Annotated in this window: 2 protein-coding genes; both read right to left on the bottom strand. The window is 69.6% G+C overall.

The genetic code is table 11. The features are described 5' to 3' along the window. Positions 1-255 precede the first annotated feature (255 nt). Positions 256-651 carry a c-type cytochrome gene (locus D183_RS0115945; protein ID WP_017909882.1) on the bottom strand — a complete coding sequence of 132 codons (396 nt, stop codon included), beginning with the start codon at positions 649-651 and terminating at the stop codon, positions 256-258. 23 nt (positions 652-674) lie between these two features. Continuing rightward, on the bottom strand, positions 675-2039 hold the full coding sequence (locus D183_RS0115940) for a hypothetical protein (protein ID WP_017909881.1): 1365 nt from the start codon (positions 2037-2039) through the stop codon (positions 675-677). Between the last annotated feature and the right edge of the window lie 52 nt (positions 2040-2091).

Genomic DNA, 2091 nt, shown 5'->3' with positions numbered 1-2091 from the left:
CCGGCCATCGCCGCCGGTGCATGCAGGGCGGCCAGCGCCAGGGCCAGCGCCGCGCCGGCGCACGGATGCACTGACCGCCGGGCCGCGGTGCCCGTCCTGCAACGCTGGGCGACGGCGGGTGGCCGGGACGAGGCACCGCGGACGGCAGGCAAAAAACGCACGGTGACTCGATGCTCGCAGGTCAGGAATCGGGCACGGGCGCGGCACGCTGGCCGGCCCGTCGGGCGCCGAATATGACCGGATCGGGCAGCGAGTTCAATGCAGGCTGTGCAGGTAGGCGATCAGGTCCTGCAACTGCTTGGCATCGTCCAGGCCGTCGTACTTCATCTTGCCGCCGGGCAGGGCCTTGGAGGCCGGTTGCGAGAGGTAGCTGCGCAGCTTGTCGTCGCTCCAGGTCCACTGGCTCTGCTTCATCGCGTCGGAGTAGGCGTAGTCCGGCACGCTGCCGGCGCGGCGCCCGGCCACGCCGAACAGGGTCGGGCCCTTTTTGTTCTTGGCCGGCGCGGCGCTGTGGCATTCGGCGCATTCGCTGGCGAACACGCCGGCGCCGGGCATGCCGCCGGCGGCCCGTGCGGACGGCGCCACCACGGCGGCCAGCGGCAGCAGGCCGGCCAGCAGGGTGCACAGGGGGAGGGCATGGGTGCGTTTCATGGGGGAAGCTCCGTGCGGGGGGATCAGAAAGCGAGGCTCAGGCTCAGCGCGAACTGGTTGAGGTCGCGCGGGCGGGTGACCGGGGTGGCTCCGAACACGTTGCCGGTGCTGCCGTTGAACTTGCTGAAACGGAACCAGGTCGCGGACAGGCGCAGGTTGGAGATCGACGAGTAACTGTCGTCCTTGCCGAACGGTGCCCACGAGGCGCTGATCAGGTTGCTGGTGGTGTCCGGCGCGCCGTACGGGCGGTAGCGGAATGGATCGTCCGAGCCGGTGTTGATGAAGTGCGCCAGCAGCAGGCTGTAGCTCTGCTTGTAGGTGTAGTTGAGGCTGATCGACTGGTCGCGCACGCTGGCCCGGCGCGGGCCGGCCAGGGCCGGGTTGGTCGGGTCGATCAGTGCGCTGCCGTAGCGGCGGCGCTCGTAGATGTTGAGGTAGCCGAGCTTGAGGATGTGCTCGCGGGTGCCCAGGAACTGGTAGTTCAGGTCGTAGCCGAGGTCGGTGAAGTCGTCGCGCGGGCCGGTGCTGCGCGGCAGTTGCCGGCGCGTGGTCAGCGCGACCACGCCGGCCGAGAAGAACTGCCGCTTGAGGTCCTTCATGTAGCTCAGGCGCAGGTAGCCGGTGTCGCTGAGCTTGCCGGGATCGCCGCCGATGGCGTAGCCGAGATTGTCCTGGGTCGACACCGGCAAGGCGGTGTAGGTGCCGACCTCGCCGTACCAGTTGCGGTCGTACAGGCCGTAGACGCTGGTGCCGATCACCCGGTTGGACAGCGACGACTGGTTGAGCAGGGTGGTCGAACTGGAATAGGCCGAGGCCGGACCCAGGCCGGAGGCGTTGGGCAGCATGCCGATCGGATCCTGGCTGCCGGGATTGTTGTTGACGCTGACGCCGAGCAGGGTGTCCTTGCCGCCGAGCTGGAAACTCTTGACCACCGCGCGCAGGTCCACGTTGTCCAGGCGCGTGGTGTAGTCGTTCTTGCCGTTGTTGGTCCTGGCGACCTTGACGTAGCCGCCGACGTTGTCGGTGATGCGTCCGGCCAGGTACAGGTCGGCTTCGCTGAAGCGGGTGCGGCTCTCGCCGCGCGCCGGCACGCTGCGGGTGGCGGTGAGCTGGGCGGAGACCGGGATCTTGGTGCCGTTGCCGTCGCTGTCGGTGTAGCCGCCGAGCTTGAAGCGCATGCCGTACGGAGTCAGCGCCGGGCCGTAGGCGCCGATGTGGCAGTCGGCGCAGGACGAGCCGGTCTGCCGCGCGAATGCCGGCACCGCGGCCGCGCGCGGGCTCAGCACCAGCAGCAGCGAACCGAGCGCCGACCACAGCAGCGCCTGCTCGGCGCCGCGCGTCCTGTCGCTGCGGGAGAAGGTGGAGGGGGACGACGGAGCCTGGTGCATGCGGAAAGTCCTTTGGCGGGCGGGTGGGGGCGGCGACGGACGCAAACGGGGG

This window comes from Xanthomonas sp. SHU 199, from assembly GCF_000364665.1.
In the GTDB taxonomy this organism is placed as follows: domain Bacteria; phylum Pseudomonadota; class Gammaproteobacteria; order Xanthomonadales; family Xanthomonadaceae; genus Xanthomonas_A; species Xanthomonas_A sontii.
Note: the sequence above shows the minus strand (reverse complement) of the source record. Positions and strands in the feature narration are given on the sequence as shown.

What these genes read in the sequence shown, in the direction of transcription:
- D183_RS0115940 (WP_017909881.1), bottom strand. Translation starts at nt 2,039, where the DNA reads ATGCACCAGGCTCCGTCGTCCCCCTCCACCTTCTCCCGCAGCGACAGG.
- D183_RS0115945 (WP_017909882.1), bottom strand. Translation starts at nt 651, where the DNA reads ATGAAACGCACCCATGCCCTCCCCCTGTGCACCCTGCTGGCCGGCCTG.